The 26731-nt window shown below is 45.0% G+C and carries 16 protein-coding genes; 6 read left to right on the forward strand and 10 right to left on the reverse strand.

The features are described from left to right. Positions 1-101: 101 nt before the first annotated feature. Positions 102-2567, reverse strand: a complete 2466-nt coding sequence (gene hrpB / locus GCHA_RS16705; protein WP_039992675.1) for an ATP-dependent helicase HrpB — start codon at positions 2565-2567, stop codon at positions 102-104. 115 nt (positions 2568-2682) lie between these two features. Here hrpB and thpR point away from each other — a divergent pair, with 115 nt between their 5' ends. Both thpR and purU read left to right on the forward strand, forming a co-directional pair. Continuing rightward, a complete protein-coding gene (thpR, locus tag GCHA_RS16710) occupies positions 2683-3213 on the forward strand; it encodes an RNA 2',3'-cyclic phosphodiesterase (RefSeq protein WP_007990335.1) in 531 nt (176 codons plus the stop codon). A gap of 103 nt (positions 3214-3316) precedes the next feature. Further along, a complete protein-coding gene (purU, locus tag GCHA_RS16715; RefSeq protein ID WP_007990336.1) occupies positions 3317-4171 on the forward strand; it encodes a formyltetrahydrofolate deformylase in 855 nt (284 codons plus the stop codon). Between the two features lie 27 nt (positions 4172-4198). Here the strand turns inward: purU and GCHA_RS16720 are convergent, their stop codons facing one another. Continuing rightward, positions 4199-4768 carry a hypothetical protein gene (locus tag GCHA_RS16720; RefSeq protein WP_007990339.1) on the reverse strand — a complete coding sequence of 190 codons (570 nt, stop codon included), beginning with the start codon at positions 4766-4768 and terminating at the stop codon, positions 4199-4201. 284 nt (positions 4769-5052) lie between these two features. Here GCHA_RS16720 and GCHA_RS16725 point away from each other — a divergent pair, with 284 nt between their 5' ends. Genes GCHA_RS16725 through GCHA_RS16735 form a run of 3 tightly spaced genes read left to right on the forward strand, consistent with a single transcriptional unit; the run spans position 5053 to position 7355 of the window. Then, positions 5053-6324 (forward strand): hypothetical protein, encoded by a 1272-nt coding sequence (locus tag GCHA_RS16725; protein WP_007990343.1) that lies wholly within the window; start codon positions 5053-5055, stop codon positions 6322-6324. A gap of 1 nt (position 6325) precedes the next feature. Beyond that, on the forward strand, positions 6326-6754 hold the full coding sequence (locus GCHA_RS16730; RefSeq protein WP_007990345.1) for a type 2 periplasmic-binding domain-containing protein: 429 nt from the start codon (positions 6326-6328) through the stop codon (positions 6752-6754). A 25-nt stretch (positions 6755-6779) separates the two neighbouring features. Further along, positions 6780-7355: a paraquat-inducible protein A gene (locus GCHA_RS16735; RefSeq protein ID WP_007990347.1), complete on the forward strand. Its 576-nt coding sequence runs from the start codon at positions 6780-6782 to the stop codon at positions 7353-7355. A gap of 53 nt (positions 7356-7408) precedes the next feature. Here GCHA_RS16735 and GCHA_RS16740 read toward each other — a convergent pair whose 3' ends face one another. From GCHA_RS16740 to GCHA_RS16755, 4 genes are all read right to left on the reverse strand, one after another. After that, positions 7409-8905, reverse strand: coding sequence for a catalase (locus GCHA_RS16740; protein WP_007990349.1), 1497 nt, complete (start codon positions 8903-8905; stop codon positions 7409-7411). A gap of 189 nt (positions 8906-9094) precedes the next feature. Then, a complete protein-coding gene (locus GCHA_RS16745) occupies positions 9095-10225 on the reverse strand; it encodes a GGDEF domain-containing protein (protein ID WP_318249004.1) in 1131 nt (376 codons plus the stop codon). 80 nt (positions 10226-10305) lie between these two features. Further along, positions 10306-11031 carry an outer membrane beta-barrel protein gene (locus tag GCHA_RS16750; RefSeq protein ID WP_007990354.1) on the reverse strand — a complete coding sequence of 242 codons (726 nt, stop codon included), beginning with the start codon at positions 11029-11031 and terminating at the stop codon, positions 10306-10308. A gap of 1 nt (position 11032) precedes the next feature. Next, positions 11033-23209 (reverse strand): Ig-like domain-containing protein, encoded by a 12177-nt coding sequence (locus GCHA_RS16755; protein WP_007990356.1) that lies wholly within the window; start codon positions 23207-23209, stop codon positions 11033-11035. A 243-nt stretch (positions 23210-23452) separates the two neighbouring features. On the opposite strand from GCHA_RS16755, the gene GCHA_RS16760 reads away from it, so the two are divergent. After that, positions 23453-25075, forward strand: coding sequence for a S41 family peptidase (locus tag GCHA_RS16760; RefSeq protein WP_083881858.1), 1623 nt, complete (start codon positions 23453-23455; stop codon positions 25073-25075). Positions 25076-25172: 97 nt separating this feature from the next. Here the strand turns inward: GCHA_RS16760 and rpsQ are convergent, their stop codons facing one another. Genes rpsQ through rpsC form a run of 4 tightly spaced genes read right to left on the reverse strand, consistent with a single transcriptional unit; the run spans position 25173 to position 26726 of the window. Next, the gene (gene rpsQ, locus GCHA_RS16765) at positions 25173-25424 is read right to left on the reverse strand and encodes a 30S ribosomal protein S17 (protein ID WP_006992677.1); all 252 of its coding nucleotides are present in this window, start codon (positions 25422-25424) and stop codon (positions 25173-25175) included. After that, positions 25424-25615 (reverse strand): 50S ribosomal protein L29, encoded by a 192-nt coding sequence (gene rpmC, locus GCHA_RS16770; protein WP_006992676.1) that lies wholly within the window; start codon positions 25613-25615, stop codon positions 25424-25426. The genes rpsQ and rpmC overlap by 1 nt, the downstream gene beginning before the upstream one ends. Next, positions 25615-26025 (reverse strand): 50S ribosomal protein L16, encoded by a 411-nt coding sequence (gene rplP, locus GCHA_RS16775; RefSeq protein WP_006992675.1) that lies wholly within the window; start codon positions 26023-26025, stop codon positions 25615-25617. The genes rpmC and rplP overlap by 1 nt, the downstream gene beginning before the upstream one ends. 2 nt (positions 26026-26027) lie before the next feature. Then, positions 26028-26726 carry a 30S ribosomal protein S3 gene (rpsC, locus tag GCHA_RS16780; protein WP_006992674.1) on the reverse strand — a complete coding sequence of 233 codons (699 nt, stop codon included), beginning with the start codon at positions 26724-26726 and terminating at the stop codon, positions 26028-26030. Positions 26727-26731: the final 5 nt, after the last annotated feature.

The following is a 26731-nucleotide window of genomic DNA, read 5'->3' on the forward strand; positions in this document are numbered from 1 at the left end:
GTATTTTTGTGTATTAAAACCGCTGCAGCGCGAGCAAATCTAACGCTATAGTGCCATTTACTATTACCCCAACCACGACTTATTTTTACCACAAAGTGCGCTCAGCCTGACGCTAAACGGCGCTTGTTTGTTTTGGTCGTAGCGGGGGCTGTTGCAGGATCATCAGGCCAGAAATGCTTTTGATAACGGCCTTTCATTTCTTTTTGCACTTCTTTGTAGCTACCTTGCCAAAACCCGGCTAAATCTTGTGTTTGCTGTAGCGGTCGTCCCGCTGGCGAGAGTAAAACCATTTGCACTTTTACGTTTCCCCTAGCAACGCTAGGTGTGTCCGTTAATCCATAAACCTCTTGCATTCTGACGGACAAAGACACTCCACCTGTCTCGTCGTAATGTAGGCGGATACGGCTGTTACTAGGCACGGTAATACTAGTGGGTAATAGCTGATTTAACGCCTGCTGATCGGCATAAGTCAGCTGATTAAGCACCAGGGAGTAGAAATCGACTTTAGTCAGTTGTTGCCAACTCAATACATCGTGTAGATATGGCATTAGCCATTGCTCTACACTGTTTAGCAAGCCTGCCTCACTGGCATCTGGCCATTGCCCATCCGTCAGGTGTTTTTTAGCTAATCGCAAACGATAGATAAGTTGTAGTGCCGCCTCGTTAAATGGCAGCCCCATTATACCGCGCGCATCAATTTGCTTGTGCCAAAGGGCGATGATTAGTTCACCGCTTGGCTTCGCGCTGGGTGTTTTTTGCATCACAATGCGCCCTAAACGCTGCACAGTGTGACTTGAAATAGCCGCCCGAGACGTATCCCATTCACATCGAGTTTCAGCAATGATCAGGTGATTGAAATACTGGTCAATTTGCTGACGACTCAAAGGTTCTGCTAGGGTAATTCTGGCATTTGCTTGGCCGCTATCAGTCAGTAACATGTTACCGACAGCTAGCCAATCCTGTCCGATTAACGGGTCATGCTCCAAAAGCTGGGCACCAGTACCATTGACCAGTGCGTAACGCGCTGCACCACTTGCCTTGCCAATCCAATGCGGGAAAGCAAAGCCCAGTAACACAGCGGTGTCTTCCAGTGGCCAGGGTGTTAACTTACATTCTAGTTTTTTATGCCACTGGCGTATCCCGCGCCAAAGTGAATGATTTTTCTGTTGCTGTAACAGCGTTAGGCGTTCATAACACAAACTACCCGCTTGATTACCCATTGGGTCTTTATCTTCTAGCAGAACCGCTAAAGCGCAAGCTAGACTTTGATGGGCAGGACTCAGTTGTCGGCTTTTAAGCAACATTGTGCCTATATGAACTTGGCTACCAAGCCTGTGCACCGCCTTGCCATGCAGGCTCACCTGCAAGTTTTCATCAACTATTTGCAAGCCCATTAATACACTGTGTGCTTGGGTAATCTGCGCTTCGCTGGGCATATCAATAAGGGCAAAGTCGGTGATTTTCGCCCCCCACATACAGGCTTCGAGCAAAAAGGACGATAAATCGTTGGTCAGTATTTCTGCTTGGTCATGCTCAACAAAGCGCTGATGCTGCTCTTCACTCCATAAACGGTAACACGCTCCCGGTCCCAAGCGCCCTGCACGGCCCGCTCGTTGCGTGGCTGAGGCCTTAGAAATCATCTGGCTTTGTAACTGGGTTAAGCCCTTATTTAACTGGTAAATTGCTTTTTTTTGCATGCCACTGTCAACCACCACACTAACGCCCTCTATGGTTAAACTGGTTTCTGCAATATTAGTCGCCAGTATAATTTTCCTACGTCCTTGGGGGTCTGGCGTTAGGGCCGCCTCTTGCGCCGACATTGCTTGTTGTGAAAACAAACAATGAATTTGGGTGTCTTTCGTCAGCGACTGGGCGAGTGCTCTTTCACAACGCCGAATTTCACCTTGGCCGGGCAAAAACACCAAAATATCTCCCTGGTGCTCAGATGCGGCAAATAATGTGAGGCGCGCAGTTTTATCAACGATTGAACCATTGCTGGTATCAGGCCGATAGTTGGTTTCAATAGGATAACTTCTGCCACTACAAGCAATGGACTCGGCGCTAGGCAAAAGCTCCCTGAGACTTGAAACGTCAAGCGTGGCTGACATAACCAATAGGCGCAAATCGTCTCGAAGGGCGTCTTTGACTTCTAAGCACAGCGCAAGTGAAAAATCAGCGTGCATACTACGCTCATGAAATTCATCAAAAATCACCAAACCAACCTCTGGCAACTCAGGGTCATTTTGTAGCATTCGCGTCAAAATTCCTTCAGTGACAATTTCTAAACGCGTGTCTTTACCTACTTTGCTCTCGCCACGAATTCGATAACCCACTGTTTGGCCTACCTCTTCCCCTAATTGCCGCGCTAGAAAATGCGCAATATTGCGCGCAGCAATTCGCCTAGGCTGTAACATAATCATTTTTTGCTTTACAAAGGCGCTATGCTCCAATAAAGCGAGGGGAACACATGTGGACTTGCCTGCCCCTGGCGGCGCGACTAAAATAACGTCTCGCTTATGTAGGCTACTATTTAATGAAGGTAGAATCTCTTCGACGGGTAATGACATTTTCACAGTGGGCAAGGCTTTATCTCATACAGGTTATCAACAACGACCCCATAACAAGGTCTGTGATTAGTGTATCCTCTGATGGTGTATTTTTCAGAAATTTCAGGAGTTCTTAATGCGCGCTTTTTTTGCACTCACCCCACCCCCATCAAGCAAACTTGCTATAGACGCTTGGCGAGAAAAGGCGTTTCCGCATTTTTTTAGCCCTGTCAAAGCGAGTAACTTACACATAACGTTAGCTTTTTTAGGAGAAATAACCGAGAACCACTTGGACGCGTTAAGTCAATACGTGGATAGCCATTTGAACATGCAGTGCTTTTCCATCACCTTGGACTACGTAGGTTATTGGTCAAAACCCAAAGCGTTGTGGCTAGGCAATACAGCACTACCAAAAGAACAGCTTGAACTAGTCGATTGTTTACAAAAAGCGGCTGCCACGTGCGGAATTAAAATGCAAAAACGGGATTATATCTCTCATTTAACCCTTGCTCGAAAATGCCATGAAAATCCTCCAGCAGCGTTAATTGAACCGAACTTCACGTTTCAAAATACTGAGCTGACATTATACGAATCTGTTTCTAGCCCCTATGGAGTCCTGTATAGACCAATATTAAGCTGGCCATTTTCACCACGTTTTTCATTTTAAGCAAAAAATAATACTAATTGAGCTAATCAATAACGATTCGCTATTTACCTTACACTGCAGGCAAGGTAAAACAGGTGCAAATTTTTGAAGTGATGATTTCCCCATGGAACAAACATTAAGACTGGTCATCGATTGCCCAGATCAAGTTGGTCTTGTAGCCAGCGTAAGCCAATTTTTAGCTCAGCATAACGCCACCATCGTAGAAGCTAGCCACCATACAGACTTACAAACAGGGCGCTTTTTTATGCGTCATGAAATTTGCACCAATTCTCTCACTATGGATATCGAGCAAATTCGTTTAGCTTTTACCCCAATCGCTGACAAATACTCGATGAATTGGAAGCTCGTAGATTCAAACAAAAAGCCTAGAATGGCCTTGTTAGCCAGTCATGAATCTCACTGCCTAATGGACTTATTGCACCGCTGGCACAGCAAAGAGTTGAACTGTGAGATCCCATGCATTATTGCCAATCACCCACAAATGAAACAATTTGCTGATTGGCATAGCATTCCGTTTCACTGGATTGATTTCAAAACCTTAGGAAAAGAAGCTGCGTTTGCGCAAATTAGTCAACTGCTGAAACAGTACAATATTGATTTAACGGTACTTGCCCGTTTCATGCAAATTCTGCCTGATTCTTTATGCAAAGAACTAGCTGGGCGAGCGATTAATATACATCACAGCTTCTTACCTTCATTTGCTGGCGCAAAACCCTACCAGCAAGCCTATGACAGAGGAGTGAAATTAATTGGGGCGACCTGTCATTATGTGACCAGCGACTTAGATGAAGGGCCGATTATTGAACAAGAGGTAATGCGTATTAGCCACAGTGATTCTGCGCAAGACATGGTTCGCAAAGGGAAGAATTGTGAAAAGACCGCGCTGGCGAATGGTGTTCGCTATCATTTAGAAGATAGGGTGATTATTCACCGCTCTAAAACCGTGGTATTTGCTTAGTATCAGCTATAGCGCGGGGCATACAGGCTAAAAGTTTGCGACGTACACCAAATTAATATGCTTGTCTGTGCGTCCTTGGCCTGCCCAAGTATGTCCCGCGTCGTTTGCTTGCCAAAGCGCGCGCGACAAAGCGACCTCAACATACTGATGCTCTGAGTTCAACATAAAACGCGAACTCAATAGCCACTGGTTACTCGCAGGAAGTTGAATATCTGCACCTTGGGAAGTTTCAAGGTTGGTGTCCATTTGTCTGATGTACCCTAGCCCCAAACTCACATGATGATTCAAACGATAGCGGGGTAAAATAGCCCACTGACGTGTGGTTGTTTTTTGATTGTGCGCCCCCCAGCTTAATTCACCTTTGACATAGCCCACTTGCGTATCAACTGAAATCGCATCACCAAATTTTTGATGAAAAGTCAGTTGATAATCTCGTTGATGACACCCGTCGAATTTAATGCTTTTTTTATTAAAATCGAGTTCAGTGCTTTGCGGCAACGATTGTTTCAACCACTGTAACGTTTGCTGCCAATTTAACTCAGCTGCAGATATCTGGGTGGCAAAACAAATAGTGAAAATAGCAATGAGTGAGCGCAACGTTCTTACTCTAACCGTTTAAAACAGGCTTTAACTGTAGACTGCAATGATGGAACATGGGTATTTAGGCACATTATTTAGTATAGTTTTTGATACTGATAACCTAATATTGGCCGCTATACTTCTGGCAGCACAGAGCTTAACTAGTCATAACGACATGGTAATGGACAAACTAAAAGGTAATTTACCTAGTTAAGGGGTAGTTTCATGTTAAAAGCTTATTATTTAGCGCAGCAGAAACTAACAACGTATTTTAATGCTAAAGACCGAGTAAATTGTTAATCATGCTACATTTCAAACGTTCACAACTGCATTTTGCTGCCTGCTTATTAATGCTAAGTTTATGTGCTGTGTCGGATAGCTTCGCCGCGAACGATAAAGTTAAATTGAATGGTTTTGCTACATTAGGGGCAATCTATAACGATAGCGATGATTTGGGTTTTCGCCCTAACTTAAAAATTCCTGGTCGCACTGGGCTGTCTTTAGCACCTGACTCTTTGATAGGCCTGCAAGCCAACATCAACATCAGCCCACAATGGGACGCAGTGATTCAGGCTGTATATCGCGATAAGCTGGATGAAAAAGCAATTAACTATTTAGATGTGGCCTTTCTACGTTACCGTTTAAATAATCGCTTAGAATTACGTGGCGGTAGAATGAATACCGATATCTACTTTTTGTCAGAGTACAAGTCTGTAGGTTATGCGTACCTCTGGGCACGACCACCAGCGGAGTTTTATTCAAAAGTGACATCAGTTTCTCAATTCGAAGGAGGAGATGTTCTTTTTAAGCGCTCACTGGGCGATGGTTTCTTTACCGCAAAATTAGGCTATGGCGAAACCGACGCATCAATAGCAACCACGGGGGATGGTTTAGACGTACATTTTACTAATATGCTAATGGCCTCAGCGTCATATCAGCAAAATAATTGGCAGGTTAGAGCATCATTTCTTGATGCGAGAGTAAATGATTTTAGCGCCGACCTCAACACCATTGATGACGCTATAGCCTTGTTTCCACCTAACATCTGGCCTGGGGGGCCTCGACTAAGGGAGCGTTTTGATTTTGTCGGTAAAAAGCAGCAATTTTTTGGCTTAGGTTACCGGTTTGATAATGACACTTGGCTAGTGCAATCTGAAATTGGCTTCATCAATTCACAGTGGGATATAGAAAGAGACACAGTATCTGGCTACGTTAGCTTAGGGTATCAAAATGACGGTATGACGTATTTTGCTACTGTATCCGCAGTAGAGCCGACTAAAAACAACTTGAGTGACAGAGTTGGAGAGATTTCACCTAACGCTCCTGCCGCTATCGCTGCTGCAATACAGTCATTTAGGCCGTTAATACGTGAGGCGCTTGAGCAAAATGTAGCTAACCAGCATACCTTTAGCTTAGGCGTAAATTGGATGTTCTCAGCCTCTTTAGTGGCAAAATTACAATTGGATCATAGTGTTATCGCAGACGATGATTATGCATTATGGCGCGTATATAATGAGCCCGAAGCAGACCATACTGTCAATGTGGCAAGTCTTAGCTTGAATTGGGTGTTTTAACATGCGCCAGTGCATGATCCATCTCATCACCTTTTTCTTGTTCGTTTCCTGTTCATACTCAGCACATGCTTTGGTTGTCGTGGTAGGTAAAAACAATCCCGTTGAAGCACTTAGTAAAACACAAGTGATTGATATTTATATGGGCAGGTACAACACCTTTCCAAATGGCGTGGTCGCCAGACCTCTGGACCGCGTTGCTGGCAGCGATGCGAAACAAAAATTTTATCGTTTATTGGTTAATAAAAGTGAAGAAAAAATTAATGCTTACTGGGCTCGATTGCTCTTTTCAGGCCGTGCTAGCCCCCCCAGTAGCTATGCCACTAATGATGAAATGCTAGATGAATTGCGTAGCTCAAAACAAACGATAGGTTATGTGCTTGAATCAGAGGTGGATGATTCATTGAAAGTCGTTTATCGTTTCGAAAAATAATAAAGCCTTTTTTGAGATTACTTTTTTGAAACAACACGTTGCATTCGCATTAAATATTATTGCCATTGGGCTATTTATCCCCGGCATTACCCTACCCATGTTTGCGTTAAACATGGAAATGTCCGCTCTATTGAACGCGGCAGGTATTTCATCCACATTAATAGACAAAGAGCTATCTATCCTTAATACGGTACAGGAATTATGGGAAGGAGAGCGCTTTCTTGTCGCAGCGCTTATTTTTTTATTTTCTGTGTGCGTCCCAATACTAAAAACAATATTGATGAGTTTGGCTTATTTTACCCGCAATATAAACGTCCGACGAAATCTATCGCAGTTTGTATCTGCAATAGGGAAATGGTCGATGGCAGACGTGTTTGTCGTGGCAGTATTTTTGGCTATTTTGTCGACTAATCACGCCGACACTCTATCCCAAGAAACCCTCACCTTATTCGGTTTTACCTTAGGTATTGATATTAGCACTCAAACGCTCTCAGCCGTTGGAGATGGTTTTTTCTATTTTGTGGGGTATTGTTTACTTTCTTTGCTTGCAAGCCATATCGCAACGTCACCTTATGGTATAAAACGACTGGACAGCGAATAACACCCACAAAAAGGCCGCTCTTAGCGGCCTTTAATCTTTGTCACAGCATTTAACTAGCGTGCTGGGGTATCATCCGTGATCGGTACAGCGTTCGTGTCACTGTCTAGCTTTTCATTCGCCTGACGCACCCCTTTTGCATAATCAGGGTGTACCTTTTCAAGTACCGCATACCAACGTTCTTTAACTGCCGATGAGCATGGCCCCATTGCTGCGGCGTAATTTTCATATAGGCGCTGTTTTTGCTCAGCGTCAAACATTTCATACAAAGCGCGTGGCTGAACGTAATCTGCATCACTTTCGAGTTGGTCGTATCGCGCTGCATCACCGTCGATGCGCAGTGGTGGTTCTTCTACACTGGCATCAGCGACTGGTCCGTTATGTTGATTCGGCTCGTAATAAGCATCTGGGTTGCCAAAATCATTAGTGAAAAAACGCATCGCGCCATCTTTATGATAATGCTGCACGTTAGATGCTTTAGCCGCATTCGCAGGCAAAGCTTCATAGTGCGTTCCTAAACGATAGCGGTGTGCATCAGCGTAGGAAAAGACCCGCGCTTGCAGCATTTTATCTGGACTGTATCCAATTCCAGGAACAACGTTAGATGGACTATAAGCAGCATTCTCTACCATTTGAAAATAGTTCTCAGGGTTCTCGTTCATCTCTAGCTCCCCTACTTCAATCAGCGGGAAGTCACCATGAGGCCAGATTTTGGTAATATCAAACGGATTAAACGGCTGATTTTCTGCATCTAACTCAGGCATGACTTGGATGTACATGGTCCATTTCGGAAAGTTGCCTTCTTCTATCGCGTTGTACAAATCTTCTTGATAAGCCTCGCGAGTTTTACCGGTCAGAGCTTCGGCCTCTGCATTAGTATAATGCTTATGTCCCTGCTGCGTTTTAAAGTGGAATTTCACCCAATGGCGTTCACCATCTTTGTTCCACATACTAAACGTATGGCTACCATAGCCATTCATGTACATAGGGTTGACTGGGATCCCGCGATCTGACATTAGAATGGTCACTTGGTGCACACATTCCGGTTGTGCTGCCCAGAAATCAAACATAGCCTCGGGAGACCGCAAGTTTGTTTTTGGGTGCCTTTTCTGAGTGCGAATAAAGTCAGGGAACTTAAAGCCGTCTCGTATAAAGAACACTGGCGTATTGTTCCCTACCATGTCCCAATTACCTTCTTCGGTATAAAACTTAAGGCTAAAGCCGCGCACATCACGTTCTGTATCTGCCGCCCCTGACTCACCGGCCACCGTTGACCAACGGCTGAGCACTTCAGTTGTTTTTCCAATTTGTGAAAATAATTTAGCGCAGGAATATTGACTGATGTCATGGGTAACTGTGAATTTTCCTTTCAATCCCCAGCCCTTTGCGTGCACGGCGCGCTCTGGAATGCGCTCGCGATTTTGATGAGCAAGTTTTTCGATCAATTGGTAATCAGTAAGCAGTAATGGCCCCCGCTCTCCGGCTGATTTCGAGGTTTGATTGGAAGGCACTGGTGCACCTGCACTGGTGGTTAATCTTGGCTTATCTGTCATTCGCTTATCTCCATTGCTTCATTTGAAAACGCTACGTGCATATAAATCGCTACGTTTATTTACAACCGCTACGTTCATTTACAACCGCTACGCATTACGCAGGTCAGTCGCTTGTTATGAACAATAGTAGCAGTAATACCTAATGAAAGAACAAAGAGGAAATTAGATAGGCTTAATCAAGTGATTCTATTAAGCCATGCAGACCCTAGCGTTACCTTGGTTTTCTTTACCTCTCAAGGCATTGTCCGCACGGGAAATAATATGTTGTAGCATGCTGTCTTCTTTTTCTAGTTCAGTGACACCTATGCTTACCGATACATGAATACCATTTGGAACATCATGAACTTGCATATCATTAAAAAATGCGCGTATTTTGTTGGCTAAGCATAAAGCTTGCGCTGCTGACGTTTTTGGTAATAGCAGCACGAACTTGTCATCAGCAACGCGCCCGAGATAATCTGATTCTCGAGAGATGGTTAACAGCCCTTGGGCCACATGAGATAACACATCTTCAGCGACGTCATGCCCCTGGTGAGTAAGTATTCGTGAAAAGCGGTCTATATCGAAAGCCAATATACTCATTGTCTCGTTATGTCTGCGCGCAGTAGCAATAAGTTTAGATGCAGATAATTCAAATGCTTTGCGATTAAACATTGGTTTAGTTTGCTCAGAATTAACATTTAGAATTTTAGAAATAGCCAAATTTTTGCGCTGTTTTTTGGCATTCAATATGATGACGATGAAGCCAATGACCATAATAGCCACGATAAGCCAGAACACCACAAACTGAGTTAGTTTTAATGTGCTCATTCTTTCGTTGTCTTGACTTTCGTACTCGTAAGCCACCTCGTTTAGGCTATTTAGTAACGGCGTATATGCCATTTCCATTAACGCTTTTGCATCCAATTTAGTATCGCCTTGCTTAACCTGTAAGTTTAACGCGTAATAAATTTGTTCTCCAAATGCATTAAGCTGATCACTCACATTATTATCTGAGGTAAAATATAGCGCTTGTAGCTCGGGCGACAAAGGCGAGGCTAACCCATTTTTCAGTGCGCTATAGTGTGGTTCGAGTAATAGTTGATGATTGGCCTGCATTGTTCCTAACGCTTGCAAGCTGGTTTGCTTAGCAGCAATATCTTCACTGTATAAGTATGCGGTGGCAAATAGACTGGCACGTTGCAACAGCATTCGCTGTTGCCCGCTAATATTAGCCTCCTGCGCGACGTTGGCTTGTGCTTGGATCACTTTTTCCAACGTTATGTGCACGAAAATGGCCAACAATCCGCCAAGTAATAAATAAACGATGCTTGTGAGCATAGCTCCTTGTATACAACCAGGTCGATTATATTTAGTAAAGATTGCCGCCATGCTCTTACGCCTCTAAGTTGTGTTCGCGTTTAATGGAAGTGGTAACTCACGCCTAAGGTAATTAAATCCACATCGTCGCTTTCAAGGTAGTATCTCTCCCATTCCACATTTACTTGAAAACGCTTTGATAAACGGTAATTCGCACCGAGACCTATGTATAGGTCGATGCCGTCCTCACCATCTAATGCAGGCAATGGCGTGTCGCTGAATACCTCTCTAGAGTCATACTCGCTTTCCCACACATACAGCCCTGCGCGCGCATTTACAAACCAGTCTTGATGCCGCCAAAATTGATAATTTAAGCTGGCGGTAAATCCCTCTACCGAATCAGGATGGATTGCTCTAGCGAGATCAAGAAATTTCTCTGGCTCAGTGGTGGTCGTCGTAAATGCGGTACTCACCTCGCCTAAATCCGTATACCCGAACTCTAAGCTGAATTTCTCACTCAAAGATGTGCCCACTCCCAATTTAAAGGCGCTTCGAGAGTCGTCCACATCAATGTCATATACTTCAAAGCCAATGTTTTGCGCTTCGTTATAGATATTTTGTTCTGAACTCGCTCCTGACGCATAGCCTAAACTCGCTTGTACATACCAGTTTTCAAACAAACAATCTTCGTCAACCACACACAGTGATTTCGATGCGAGTAACGGAAGCTGGGACTCATCCTGTACTGAATTCGCGGTCTGCGCCCAAGCCGCTTGCCCTAACGCCAGCGACAACCCTAGGCCTAACCCTGCTTTAATACACTTCATGTCATAGTTCCCCACGGGTAAATACATTTCTTTGATACCCTCTTGCAGCGCCTGCTAGCGCCAAGAGAAGCAACATCCAACCAAATGTTCCGCCACCCCCGCCACCGGAGTTTTCAATACGCACCTCGGCGGGGTTAACGGTAATCACTAATTGCGCTTCAGCTAACGCGCCATCAGCGTCGTTAATGCCATAACGTATGACATCTGTTCCCGCATAACCTTTGTTTGGTGTATAGGTTAATGTGGAATCGTTATTAACCACCACAGTGCCATTTTGCGCAGTCGCACTAACAATAAATAACACCTCACCATCTGGGTCTGAATCATTGCTTAGTACGTCTACCGTGACACTTTGGTTAACGGTCATACTGACACTATCGTCCTGTGCAATGGGAGCCTTATTGGTGATGACCCCAAGTCGAACAACGCCTAAGGCCGTTCCACCGTTGCCGTCACTAATACCGTAGCGGATAATATCTTCCCCTACAAAACCGTCTCTAGGCGTATAAATTATGCTTGTCGCGGTAAAGGTAACTTCGCCAAAGGCAGCATTAGCTGAAGTAACTGTTAACGTATCTCCGTCAGCATCAATGTCATTATCTAACACCGAGATTTCAATACTGGTATCGATTAACAGCTCTGCTTCATCGTCGGTTGCCACAGGCAGTTCGTTTTGCCCAACACCCATAACCGCCACGCCGCCTGGGTCAACGATTGTGCCGTTAGCAATACCGTCGGCATCATTAGGGCCGCCATCGACAATCTGAATCTGAACGCACCAATCACCTTCATTTAGCCCCGGCTGCCAAATATCACCGCCAGGAGGTGGGCAGAAGCCAGGTTCACCTTTTGTCGACCAAACGCGATTCAATTCTGACTCAGCAAACAGGAACCAACCCGTTGAGACATAGAACTTGCGATACACCGCGTTTTGCGGAACTGGGCGAATTTGCGGCATAACAATCTTGTATGCTTGACCAACATCAGGCAGTCCGTAAGCAATAAAGTCGAAGATGCCTCCAATATTGGTTGCGTCTGGGTCAGGAATTAACTCAGAATCAAGCTCAATATCTTCGTCTAATATTTTCGCGCCCCCTTCAATCGCATCAATCGCGAAGTTACCTAAGCGCAAACATACGCCAGGGTCGCCTTCGACCAAGTAGCCATTGGTGAATGCCTCTTCCTCTGGCAGTACATTACATTCAGGGATAGCATCTAAGTAGTCTGGAATGCCGTCTCTATCACTGTCATCAAGCCCTTCTTGATCATCAGGAATGCCATCACCATCAGAATCAACCGATGTCAGCACAGGGAATGCGTCCACAACTTCTAGATAGATAATTTCTGCATCACCAAAGTTGGGCGCGTCACTGTCAGTTATGCGCAAGCTAATGCGGTAAATACCAACTGGAACATTTGCAGGGTCAAAGGTAAAGGTATCTAGGTTACTGTCTTCATCAAACAATACCTGCTCTACGTTTTCCCATTCAAAGTCATATTCGTTATCTGCATCAGGGTGGGTAATATCACTAAATACAGTGGTTAAACCGCCATTTTTAGCAATTAAAATCGTGTTGTTGCCACCTTGTTTTGCGAATAAGGCCACATCTGGATTCACGTTATCTTCACGAATGGAGATGACATGCTCAAACTTGTTGCCGCGATTGATACTAGGGTCAAGTGTTACAATAACGGTTTCGATGCCTTCAATATCATCATCACTGAATGACTCAAAGGTAATGTAAGCATCACTGCCTGACTCAAAAACGAGTACCCCATCGACCAGATTATGATCACTGCCATCGGCCGTGCCTGACACGCTGTATGGCACCTCTAAAGGATAAACAGGAGATGTACCGTTTAAATGAACACCGATTGTGATTTGACGACCTTCTAGCACACTTTGGTCTTTTTCAATTGACACCAGCGGTCTTACGCGCACGAACTGACTGGCAATTCGTTGACGACCTTCGCCATCTTCAGCCAACCAGAATGCGGTATTCACTCCAGGCTCGTAGAACGTCACCCCATCCACCAAGGATACAGGTAGAGGATTGCCGAAACGATCCACAGCCGACGCTACACCAAGGTCCACTTTAGTAAACAAGGCAGTTGCATCGATGAATACGTCTTCAGGTACTTCTATAACCGGAAGTAGCTCCACACCATCAGGGGTGACAGTCACCACCGCACGGGCATTTGAAGCTAATCCCTCAGTATCTTCGATGCTGTACTCGATGATCGCATTTCCAATAAAACCATCGACAGGCGTATAAGTAAGGGTGCTGTCGGTGTAATTAACTTCACCGATGGTGGCCGTAGCCCCCACAATACGTAATGTATCGCCGTCAGAGTCAGTGTCATTTGCTAGTACGTCTAATACGGCAGGTTCGAAACTGGTTAAGGTGAATACATCGTCTACCGCCAGAGGAGCGTCATTCTCACCTTGCACTTCAATAGTCACGGTTGCGATGTTTGAGTCCAATTGCCCATCGTTAGCTTGATACGTGAAGGTCACCTCACCGGTAAAGTTTTCTGGTGGGTTGTAGATTACATTTGGCATATCACCTATTAATTCACCGTTAGGTAGCGTTAACAGGGTGTAGGTTAATGCATCACCTTCGGCATCGGTGCCAACCAAACTAAGTGGTAAGCTGCCATCTTCCTGCACAGAAACAACCAAATCGGTTAGTACGGGTGCAATATTCGGGTTAATCACCACCACTGGAACAATAATACAGGTCACAGCATCGTTTGTATCAGAGACACACACGTTCACCTCTGCCGTTCCTACAAAGCCTTCATTAGCGACAAACGTGATACTACCGTTTGAATTAATTTGCACTGTTCCATTTGCGCTACCTGCTGATGTAATACTCATCGGATCTTTATCGGCATCATCAAAATTGGATAATATGTCGATATCTACTGGCGCAACCAACTCAGTAGATGCTCTCAATGTTGTTCGATCTGAAGTCAACTGAGGTGCATCGTTAACCGAAGTAACGGTCAAATCAACTGTGCTGCTGGCTGTACCGCCATTTCCATCGCTCACTGTATAGCTGATCGTCACCGGGCCGAAGTAATGTGCCGGCGGTGTGAACACGAGGTTACCGTCACTACCCACACTCACAGCGCCTACGGAAGCGCTGACTGAGGCAATACTCAGCACATCGCCATCGATGTCAGAATCATTACTTAGTACGTCTAAGTTCAGTGTCTCGTCTTCATCGATTGTGGCGGTTTCGCCGTTAACCACAGGCGTATCATTCACACTTGCCACTGTGATGGTTGATGTCGCATTCGCAGTACCGCCATTTCCATCAGTGATACTGTAATTAATAGTGACGTTACCGTTAAAATTATCCACAGGCGTGTACAAATATGTATTGTTTCCATTGGCAGTGAGGCTGCCTACATCCACCGAAATTTGTGAAATGTTTAGGTTATCGTTTTCAACGTCCACATCATTATTCAATACTGAGATTGTCACTGTTTGGTCTTCAGAGGTGCCGTAACTGTCGCTGTTAGCAACAGGAGCATCATTTACTGACGTGACTGTTAGCGAAATACTCGCATCATCTGAACCACCATTACCGTCGCTGACAGTATAGCTAATAGTGACTGGGCCGAAGTAATCTGCAGGAGGCGTGTAAATCACATTACCATTGCTCGCGACCGATGCTGAGCCAACAGATGCACTAACCGAAACAACGCTCAATGTATCGCCATCCACATCAGAATCATTGCTTAATACGTTTAGATTAAGCGTATTATCTTCGGCAATCGTCGCTGTTTCTCCTGTCGCGACAGGCAAATCGTTTACATTTTGCACATCAACTGAAACGGTTGTGCTGTCGAACAGTCCTGTTCCATCAGCCACTGTGTAGCTAATAACAGCAGGACCATTAAAGTCACCGGGTGGTACATATACAATGTCGCCATCGCCGTTGACACTTACACTGCCAAAATCAACTGAAACACTATCAATCGTTAAGGTATCGTTATCCACGTCGATGTCATTCGCTAATGCAGAGAAGGTCAATATTGTATCTTCAGCAACACTTGTTTGGTCAGCTATAGCAACTGGGGCATCTGGCGTGCCTGCCACTGTGAAGCTAACAGAACCCACATCTGTGCCGCCAGCGCCGTCCGAAACGATAAAGTTAACCGTTTCAGTGCCAAAGAAGTCCGCTGCAGGCTGATACTCAATACTTGTACCATTTGCAGAAACACTGGCAACACCGTTGCCGGAAGTTGAGGTAACAGAGGCTACACTAATGGTTTGCCCAACATCTGCATCTGTATCATTTGAAACCACATTAAACGCTGCACTTGCGTCATCTTCAGTGATATTAAAAGCGTCAGGGCTGGTAACAGGTAGCTGATTTAGCAAGGTTAGGGTCACATTTTGTGCACTTAATGTTTGACGTTGGCCCAGGCCATCTCGGTAACTAAATGCTGCCTGAGCGGCGAAGTCTTCACTACTTTGCGTAGGAATAATAGCGTCACTATCAAGGGTTAACGTCAGAATGAATTGCTCATCATTCACATCATTATCAGAATTGATGAGTCCGCCCAACGCTAGATTTACAGCCTGCCCATTGAGTTGTATTTGACTATCAACATTGGTTGATAGGTCACTTGTCGTACTGTTAATTTGACCAGGATCGTTACCAGCACTCAAGCCTGTATCGTACACACGTGTCAACGTAGCTGAGTTAGCCAAATACGCTAATCCTTCTGGAAGCACTAAGGAAAAGTTTGATTCGTTAGTGCTGCCAGCGGGGATCACCATGCTAATAGCAAGCTCTAAGGTCTCACCCTGAACAAATTCCGCATTGTCTGTATTTAGATCTGATGTATCAGTAAGGGTAAAAGTAGGAACCGTATATAAATTGCTCCCCCCGCTGATTGTTACTAGAGTCGGGTTAGTACCATCATCGCTTAGCGCATTATCGTCAGAACCTAAATCAGTGAAGTTATCGCCCCCTACGGTTGCTTGCCCCCCCAGCACTGTGCCATCAGAAACATCATCAACGATGAACGCAAAGCTGCCGGTAACAATATTACCTGGTGCGATATCTCCTACATTTGCTAAATAAGGCTCGTCAGTCACAATAATCCCTTGGCTGACCAAAGCACTGTTTGCAATAAGCTGTGTGTCGGCTGGCAATGCCTGATTAATTTGTACGCCTTCAGCGTTGGCAGACCCCTGATTCAATACGCTCAAATTAACTTTCACCGTGTCACCTTGGTCAATTTGACCGTTGCCATTTTGGTCGCTTAAAAGCTCCCAAGTTTGGCTAAATTCGAGGTCAGGCTCGCCCGCTTGATTATCTACAATCGCAATATTCAGTGCTTGGTAACCATCAAGCTGAACACCGTTGCTGTCTGTTAATTGCGTGCTTGTTTGATCACTTGAATGTGAACCTTGTAGTGTGATGACTTCATCATCAGTTCCGCCGTTATTATCGACTAGGGGTGAGTCAACCGTTACAGATAGCGTTACGACAACACTGTCGTTAGCAGCAAGAGAGACGATGTCAGCACTAATGTTGTCACTCACGACACCGGCGGTGTTTGCTCCCTCGATTTGGATCGAGTTGGCAACATAGGACAAACCATCAGGCAAAGAGTCGCTTAAATTTATGTTGTCCAGTGTTGTAGTTCCTGAATTACTTATGACGTAAGTCATTAATAATTCATCACCAACAGATATAGCATTGTCACTATCATTATCACTGCTCAGTTGCGCCGCTTGCGAAACGTACAAATTCGTTACGTCCTCACTTGGCTCTCCCACTCGCAATGTAGTTGGCTGATCACCGTTGGCATCATTAGCATCTGCATCGGTCAATTCAGCCACTGTATTAGCTGAATCAACAACACCTTGCGCTGAGATAACCGTACCGAGAATCACATTGTCATTAACAGTTACTTCAAATGAGATAGTAGCGGCTTCATTCGCTGTTAAATTCCCTATATCAACCGAAATACCCGAAGTGTCATCCGCGGTGCCTGCATCTGTAGTAACAGAGTTGACAACATAAGTGGTATTTGCCGGTATACTTTCGTCAAATGTTACTTGAGTTGCATCAGTACCATTGTTAGTTATGTTCACGGTATACAGCAGGGTATCACCTGGGTCCGCGAAGCCATTACCATTGATATCATTTTGCAAAACGACACCCTGCTCTGCAGAGATAAAGTTAGCATCATCGCTTACCACAGACTTATCTGTTGTAAAGGCGTAGGATCGCTCATCTGCATTGACGCCCGGTGCGCTGGAATACACACCCTTATTGATTGAGACCACTAAGGGTTCCCCAATATCGACGTCGTTGTCTACTCGCGCATCAAAGGTAAACGTTTCTGCGCCATCCACTACCGCGATAGTGCCAAAATCAACCTCGAGATTTGTTGGATCTGAAACATCTACACTTTGCCCCATAAAACTACCATCGACATAGGTTAAACCGGCAGGTATCGCTACCTCTAAACTGGTTTCAAAGGCATTGGTACGATTCATTTGCGGAGTGGCAGTAAAGGTATAAGTCACAATGTCACCAAGCGTAACTGATTCTCTATTAGACGTTAGAGATACAGATAAAGCAGGCTCTACAATGTCAATATCGAGTGTGCTAGGGCCTGCAGTAGCCCCCCCACCAGCAACGTTAACCGAGTTTTGCAATGTAACACCGTTAGCATTGCTTACGTCATCAATAACAGTCGCTACAATGCTGACGATAAAACTGTCATTACTATTGTCTGCATCTGCTATGTTACTTACCGTTCCTAGGTCGATCGTTACTAGGTTGTTGCCATCGACTGAACCACTGGCATCCCCTGTAACGCTTATATGACTACCCGCGCTTATCGAACTAGATTCAAAACGTAAACCGTCAGGCAATTCATTGCTGATGATCACATTTGCTATATCACCCTCAATAACATCTACACGTAAATCTATGGTCACTGTATCGCCAATAGTCACATCGTTAGTCGTGTGCACAGAGTTGAGTGAAGACTGTACTGCCAAGGTATTTGCTACAGTTAACTCACTGCTCGCTAACTCGTTGTAGTTATTCAGTAACGTATCGCTATCATCATCACTATTTACGCTTGAGCCGTCGCGGCCTTGGTCATTAGGCTGGCTTGAATAACTAGCACTGAAATCGTTACCCAAAACGTCTCCTGCGGCGGCGTTATTACTAACGACAACATCGTAGGTTAACGTGAGAACGCCACTTGGGGGGAAGTCAACTGTAGCCAACTCTAACGTATCGCCAGCAGCGTTGGTTTCAACTTGGCTAAGGTTAGCATCAGTTACAGGGGTGTTACTTGATTCAAGAACAACAAGATCCGAGGTGTTTGTAAGCACAATATTGCTAAAAGCATTACCGCTACCAGTACCATCGGGCGCACCAAGTAATCCAGCGTCAATTAAGCTCGCTAAATCAACCGAATATGCTGTTGCATCAGTTGATGTATTCGTGATGACCGTCTGATATGAAATTGTGTCTCCAGCATCACTGCCTGTTGCTCCGGCGGTAATGGTCTGTTGAATGTCTAAGTTCGCTTCTATTACGGTTACGGTTTCCAGCGCACTAGGTATGGGTGTACTTGCGCCGTCATAACCCAACTCAGCCTTAGCTTCTAACGTCGTGCCGTTTTGATTATCCAGAATATTATCAACCACAACATCAACATCTATGGTGATGACTTGAGACGTGCTGGCGCTGTTGGTGATGGTTCCAAAATCTAACACCAACGGATTCGTGGTAGTCGCTGGAGTGGTACTAGGTGAATTAGTCGCGCTAAAATCGTTATCAGGCAAGGTGATGCTGATTGGTGCCCCACTGTATGTCAAACCATCTGGTAAGTTTAATGAATATTCGAAATTATCGGTTGAGCCAGTAGGAATGCTGAAGGTAGCAGTCATGGTAACTGTCTCACCTATATGGGCATTTTCACTGGAAGTCACTAAAGAAACGGTAGGTGCGCCAGACGTAATCACTTCACTTGTCATTGCCGTCAAATCATTTACGGCCTGACCAGAGTCATTATTTGTTTGAGTGCCATTACGCTCGCCCGTGTCTGAGCCTGGAGTTCCAGGAGTAACATCGCCAGTGCCATTGTTACTTGGCAAGCTTGTCACGCTTACTGTTGCAGTATTGCTAACCTCTTCTTCAAAGCCAATTGCGGGGTCGACTTGCGCAGTAAATACTACCTCAACTGACTCTCCTGGTGCGATATAGCGCTCTGAAGCAGCTAAACAATTACTATCGACAGTAAGATCATTGCCACTGAAGCTCGCACAGGTGGCAATGTCTACATCGCCACGAGATAATGTTGCACTGCTAATGGCTGGCGATTGCAAACGTACAGGCAATGTATCTTCGATTAGCCACTCCCAACCACGTGTCACATTTGTTCCACCAGTGTTGGTCGCCGTTAAGGTGTATGTCACCGTATCGCCGCCATCGACACTGTCAGGTGTGGCAACATGAGTAAGTGCGATATTCGGTAGAGCCACCTTTGAAGATGCTTGCGTTGAATCAGCTTGTGCAGCGTTTGCTTGATTATTGTAATGCACGCGGCCGGTTAGGGTTTTAGTGTCTGCGCGATTATTATCCGTGGTATTGAGGATTAACGCATCAAAGGTAACGATCACTTTTTCAGCATTTGCGTCATTATCGGCATTCGTTACGCTACCAAGATCAAATGCTAAAACCTGACTAGTAAACGTTGGGGTAATGCTGGTATTCGAACTATTAAGTGCTCCACTATTACTGCCTGTAAGGCTTGTATCAAATTCCCCTCTAATACGAGCGGTAGTCGTTAAATACTGAAATCCATCGGGTAATGTCACTTCAACAATAGAGTTACTACCCGTTTCATTAGTAACGCCTTCAGGTAAGGTAACCTCGAATTCGTAGGTCGCAATCTCACCTATAGCAAACTCTACTGTACCTGAGTCTGCGGTCCACGCTTCACTAGAAGCAATAAGGGAAATAGAATCGGCAGTTGGGTTGGCAGTACTGACATTGCTACTACCGGAATTTGAACTGTCTCGCTCAACAGCCGTATCACCATCTTGACTATCACCCGTTGACGAGGCATCCACACTAAACGTTGCCCCGCTTTGTACATCATCTTTAGCTACTGCTGTGTACGTGAAGGTAACACTATCTCCGGCTGCTAAGCTTCCTGAGTCTAATGTATAGGTAACGTTCGGGCTTGAATAAGCATAGGTATAGCCCGCTGCGGTAGAACCTTGTGCAGGGGTGGCTAAATCAAAAATATCTGAATTAACTGCGCTCGACACCACGACATCATAAGCTGGGGCGGTACCGGTGTTTTGCACAGTTACGGTTGTGGTTACTGTGTCCCCAGCTTGTAGGTTACTAGCAGGGCTAGCGGAAGTCGATGTAACTAAAACATGCTCGGTAAAATTACGCGCAACAGCAGAGGTGACGTCACTCCCCGTTATTCCTGTGTATTCAAGGCTACTATTAATACTCTTGCTTTGCCCTGCTGTAGTGGCACTATTGGCAGTATCATCTTCTACTAACGCCTGAACCGTAAAGGTAAAGGTATTATTGCTGTCGTTGTTATCTTCGGTCACGGTAGTGGTGGCAGGACTATCAAAGACAACATCAATTTCTTGCCCAGTTGCTAACGTTCCTGAGGTAGAAACCGCTGGTGCAGTATCTACAGTTCCGGCAAATCCCGTGGTATCGACGTTGGAGCTAGAGGCTACATAGGAAAGGCCTGCAGGTAGTACTAGGGCTAGGGATAAATCAGGTGTTTGTCCTTCAGGTAAAGTGACACTCGTTAAATAGGTAACGATATCGCCCACGACAAAATTACTACCGTCGCCGTTAGGTGAAATGGAATCAATCGTTGTACTGATTACCGGCCCATCAACAACCAGGTCAGTTGTCGCCACTTCTGTTGGGAAAGCCGTCGCATTAGTATTACTCGCCCACACTGTATTAGTAACTGATTCTATTTCTTGACGAGGGGTGACATTTTCTGCCACCGTGCGCGTATAAGTAATCACCACTACACTGCCTGCCGGAACAGGATCATCTAGTTTAAAATCACCGCCCGCTAACGTGCCTGAGTAGGCTATCGTAACGTTACCGTCTACGGTCACCTGAGTTAATACCGCGTCATCAAGGCCCGTTGCGGCGGGTGAAGACGCAGTGACATCATAAGCTGGTGCCCCGCCATCATTGGTAATAGTAAGGGTATAGCCGATAACATCACCTGCATCTACAATGTCATCCGCTATGTCGTCTGTAAACACAACAGACAACTCAGGAGCACGCACGGTCAGCGAACTGCCTTTTAGACTGACAGCTTGACCATTTTGCGTACTACTTGTTGCCCCCTGAAATAAGTTAGTTAGTTCTAAATTATCCGCAAACGGTTCATCCGACACTGTCACTGTGACGTCCACCGCAATCGTTTCAGTTTCAGTACTGCTTAGGTTAGGCCATTCAATACGCAATACATTTGAACCGCCATCAGCGGTAATGCTAGTAGGGGTTAAATTTGCAGTATCTGTGCTGGCCAACGCGATATGATTACCAAAAGTCAGATTAATATCAGTCACATCAAAAATAGGCAGCGGGAAATAATCTTCAAACACGATGCCGCTGGTGTCCCCCGACGGAATCTCCATCGATAACGTGAACGTTACCTGTGATTGTGGGGCATATTCTGTTTGCTCGTTCACAATAACTTTCGAGGTGGAAATAGTTTGTACAGCTACAGAGTCGCTGGAGCCATCCGTACACCCAGTAGCACCGGCTATTAGTCCGTATTTTGCACTAGTGCTAGTCGCTAAGCTGTCATTTGCTAATACCGGATCTTCTGTTGAGCCATATGTTTGGTCCACACTTACTGTGTAGACTATGGTGATTTCCGTACCCCCAGCTAAATCTCCTGTTACGGAATGAATGTCGTACTCAACCGTGGTAGTGCTGTCACTATTAACGGTTACCGTAGGAGTGATAGAAACATTCCCACTTATTGTCATTGCGTTATGGTTGCTGAACGTTAAACCATCATCGAGGGTATCGGTAACGGTAAGCGCGTTAGCTGTCTCATAATCAGATAACTGAATACGATTGGTGACCGTAAATGTGTCTCCTGGAACAAGGATTTCTTTAGAATGCGCTTCTTGAATAGCTAAGTGCTTAGCGGTAAATGTACTATCCTGCGCCGCTTGCGTTAAAGATGTCCCTGCAGGAAACTGACTATCAGACGTGCTTGAGTGGGTAATGGGCAAAACCGCACACGTTGCGCCATTTAATACATCCCCTACGTAAACAGAATAACTCAGTGTCGCGTCCGCTTCAGAGGCGCTGCCTGCAATATTAGTACAGCTGCCTTGCACCTGACCATTAACTTCATCAGCTGCGGGCTCGCTGCTGATTGCACAACCATTGCCACCATTAAACGTAGCCGATGCAACAAAGGCTGATGAAGCACTTAAATTATCGATTATTTGCGGAGCAGTTAGTGTTTTTCCGTTCGCCACATCTATGACATGATTAAATGCAACTTCAAACCCTGCGCCTGGCACACGTTCTGACTCAGATGCATTGTTCGTCACCTCATAATTAACAACGGTAGGTGTAATATTCGCATTAACACTAGCCCCTTCAATGGGTCCATTGTCACCCGTCGCTGTATCACCAAACTCATACACGGGTTGCAATGCGAGTGACAGTGGCACACCGATATCTGCCGAACTATTCGCTGTGATACAAATTTCGCTGGTAAGTGCAGGGCCACCGGCAACCACAGAACCAGCAGGTAATGAAAAGACCACTAACGAGTCACCTTGAGTTCCCGTTACATCAGACTCTATCTTGGGATCCTCTAGGGTGTTATTCGCACCAAAAATGCCTACATTCGTGACATTGACGCTGCTGCCAAACACGGAAACTGAGTCGAGTGTTATCTCAGGATCAATAAATGCCCTTAAATAGGGGCCATAGCCAGTTGTGCCAGCATTCCTAAAGTTAGCATCAAAGCAGACTTGTTCCCCTGAAAACACCTCTGCAGGTAATGTATTTGTTGTAGAGGGCGTTGCTCCGTATGCTTGAAAAGCAACAAAAGATACCGTAAATAAACTGGCTCGAAAAAACTGACGCATGGTGGTTCTTCATTTTGGCTAAAAATACAGTGAAATCTTAGCTTTACGAACACCCGTTAAAAATTGAACTTTTGGTTATTCAACTTTAGTGTAAGAAAAGCTGACACCGCGCGGTCTACTTGATATACAGCTATATCTCTCATGTTCGAACGCTGGCTCTAAACACAAAAAAAGGAAAATAAAATTGCCAAGCCTAATTTTTTATCGCGTAATGCGCTTAATCTTTCAACAAGAGAGTAGTACGTGCGAATAAAACACTGTTTTACATTAACGATTTCAAGTTCAGCATGTCTGTTATTGTTTGGCTGCGGTGGTGGAGGAAGTGAGTCATCTTCAATAACGCCTGTAGCACCAACCCCTCAAGCGGATGAGCGCTGGACACGAGGCCTGTTCGAAGATGCATCTTTATATAAAGATCGTTGCGTTGCACCCAGAAGTGGCGTGAGTGAGATCACGGGTGAAATGTATACCGACACAGCCGGTGATTCCATGGATGAAAAGCTATGGTTGCGTTCATGGACCAACACCACCTACCTTTGGTATAACGAAGTCGATGATAATGACCCAGCAGACTTTTCAATACTAAGCTACTTTAATCAACTCAAAACCGATTTTCGTACAGATTCTGGGTCGTTTAAAGATAACTTCCATTTTTCCCAAAGTACCCAAGAGTACTTAACTCGAACACAGACCAGCACTTCATTTGGCTATGGAGTAAGTTGGGAATTTGTACAAGCCACAGCGCCCAGACGCATTATCGTGCGCTACACAGAGCCTGGGTCGCCAGCTGAACAAGCGGGTTTTGCACGAGGAGATGAACTAATAGCCCTAAATGATATCGACTTCATCAACACCGAAAACAGTGATGAAATTGATATGATTAATGAAATATTATTTCCATCAAACGCAGGAAGAGAAACCCAGTTCACTTTACGTAAAACAAGTGGAGAGCAATTAGATTATCAGCTTAGCGCACAAAGCGTAGCGATTTCCCCTGTGCATAATGCCAAGGTTATCAGCACAGAAAATGCTGAAATTGGTTATCTGCAGTTTAATAGCCACATTCAAAGCGCGCAGAGCCAATTGATTTCAGCATTCGAGCTATTCGATCAGAGCCGTATTCATGCTTTAGTACTCGATATGCGTTACAACGGTGGTGGTTTATTAGCCTTGGCTTCGCAACTCGCTTATATGATTACAGGCGCTGGTCAAACCGATGGCCTAACCTTCAATAAGCTCACATTCAATAATAAACGCCCAAATATCAATCCCGTGACAGGAGGACAAGTTCAACCCACTTTATTTTACAGCCGTGAAATTGATTATGATCGAAACGTATTCACAAGTACTTCGTTACCAAGTCTAGGCTTAACGCGTGTTTATATCCTCACAAGTGCATCAACGTGTTCAGCCAGCGAGGCTTTGATTAATGGCCTCAGAGGTATCGACATTGATGTTGTGTTGATGGGTGATACAACCTGTGGAAAGCCTTATGGCTTCTACCCGACCGACAACTGCGGCACCACCTACTTCACCATACAATTTCAAGGCAGTAATCAAAAAGGCTTTGGTGAATACGCAGATGGCTTCATTCCTACCCCGTCTCCGTTATTTGAAGCAGACGTGCAAGGTTGTCTAGTTGAAGATGATTTCAACCATGCTTTAGGCAATGTTAACGAAGGCATGCTGAGCGCAGCATTGAATCATTTGCAAACAGGAAAATGTCCCGTTCAAACTGCGGCTAAAAGCCCCATAATGCGCTTATCTGCAAACGATAGTCTGAAGATTCAAACCTCATCAAGTATCTTGGATGCGATCATAGTTGAAAACGCGATTAACCAACCTATTAGTGAACCTAGTAATTAATACCAATTCATCGTTTTAGCAGTATTAGCTAAAGGTTAAATACAAAAAAGGCGCGACTCTTACGAGACGCGCCTTTTAGCTATGTATCTAAAACTTATTAAGCTTTAGTAACGATATCTACCAACATCCAGTTTTTGGACTTAGACATAGGACGACATTCACGTACTGTTACTACGTCGCCTGTGTTGCATTGGTTAGTCTCGTCATGAGCGTGTAGTTTAGTAGTACGCTTAATGAACTTACCATAAATTGGGTGTTTCACTTTACGTTCTACTGCAACAGTAATGGTTTTATCCATTTTGTTGCTGACCACACGACCTTGTACTGTACGACTTGATTGTTCAGTCATTATGCAGCAGCCTTTTGAGTCAGAATGGTTTTAACACGCGCAATACTGCGACGTACTTTACGAATTTGGTCAGTTTTTTCAAGCTGACCAGTACTCGCTTGCATACGTAGGTTAAATTGTTCACGAAGCAAGTTTAATAGCTCAGTGTTCAACTCTTCTACGCTTTTATCTTTCAGTTCTGTGGCTTTCATTACATCACCGTCCGAGTTACAAAGGTGGTTTTAAACGGCAGTTTTGACGCGGCCAATTCAAACGCTTCGCGAGCTACTGACTCTGGAACACCTTCCATTTCATATAGAACACGACCTGGTTGAATTTGGCAAACCCAGTATTCAACGTTACCTTTACCTTTACCTTGACGCACTTCTAGAGGCTTCTCAGTAATTGGCTTGTCAGGGAAAACTCGAATCCAAATTTTACCTTGACGCTTAACGGCACGTGTCATAGCACGACGAGCTGCTTCGATTTGGCGAGCAGTCATACGACCACGGCCAACGGATTTTAGTCCGAACGTTCCAAAACTCACACTGTCACCAGCGGCATAGCCACGGTTACGACCTTTGTGCATTTTACGGAACTTCATACGTTTAGGTTGTAACATAATTAGCCCTCACGCTTAGGTGAACGGCCTTTCTTCTTAGGCTGAGCTGGTTGCTCTTGCGTAAGAGGCAATCCGCCCAATACTTCACCTTTGAAGATCCAGACCTTCACGCCAATGATACCGTAAGTCGTGTTAGCTTCTGATGTTGCATAGTCGATGTCAGCACGGAAAGTGTGTAGTGGTACACGACCTTCACGATACCACTCGGCACGCGCAATCTCAGCACCGCCTAAACGGCCACTAACTTGAACTTTGATACCTTTGGCACCAATTCTCATCGCGTTTTGTACTGCGCGCTTCATAGCACGACGGAACATTACACGACGCTCTAACTGACTAGCAATGCTGTCAGCAACCAATTGACCGTCTAATTCAGGCTTACGTACTTCAGCGATGTTAATCTGAGCAGGCACGCCGGCCAACTTAGATACATGCTTACGTAGCTTCTCAACGTCTTCACCTTTCTTACCGATTACAACGCCAGGACGCGCAGTGTGAATAGTCACACGGATGCTTTTCGCTGGACGCTCAATAACGATCTTAGAAAGAGAAGCAGTTTTAAGTGCCTTCGTCAGATACTGACGTACCTGATGATCATTAAACAAGTTATCTGCATAATCTGCAGTATTAGCGTACCAGGTAGATGTCCATGGTTTGCTGATACCCAGGCGTATGCCTGTAGGATGTACCTTCTGTCCCATTATCT

The sequence above is a fragment of the Paraglaciecola chathamensis S18K6 genome (assembly GCA_000314955.1).
Classification (GTDB): Bacteria; Pseudomonadota; Gammaproteobacteria; order Enterobacterales; family Alteromonadaceae; genus Paraglaciecola; species Paraglaciecola chathamensis.